Genomic DNA, 377 nt, shown 5'->3' with positions numbered 1-377 from the left:
TCACCATACGCTGGAACCGGTGGTGGTTGCCCAACGTTGATCACGTTAAATGGCTAGAGCAGCACGCGTTCGCGCCACCCGACCTTCGCTTCGCGAATCGGAACCAGGGGGTCGCCGCCGGTGATACCGCGTCTTTTCGCGAATTCCTCGATGTCGTTGAACTCCACTATCGCCGCGACCCAGCCATCTCCAGCGTCCTCTTCGCGCCCAACGCCATTGCAGCCGTCGAGACTTCACCAATCAATACGGCCATGCGTCATTCATAAGACCGTCGATGCGCAAGGTCATTCCCTTCGGCAAGCGAGCCGTCGCTCCTAACACGCCCCGCGATGTTAAGGCCAAGTGTGCGCACCGAAATCTTCGGCTCGTCGAACACG

Annotated in this window: 1 pseudogene; it reads left to right on the top strand. The window is 59.4% G+C overall.

What is annotated here, in order from left to right:
- Positions 1-266, top strand: a pseudogene (locus NCT32_RS37815) (hypothetical protein); the annotation flags it as partial.
- Positions 267-377 lie beyond the last annotated feature (111 nt).

It is taken from the genome of Caballeronia sp. INML2 (assembly GCF_023631365.1).
In the GTDB taxonomy this organism is placed as follows: domain Bacteria; phylum Pseudomonadota; class Gammaproteobacteria; order Burkholderiales; family Burkholderiaceae; genus Caballeronia; species Caballeronia turbans.
The sequence above is the reverse complement of the archived record's forward strand: the minus strand, read 5'-3'. Positions and strand labels throughout refer to the sequence as shown.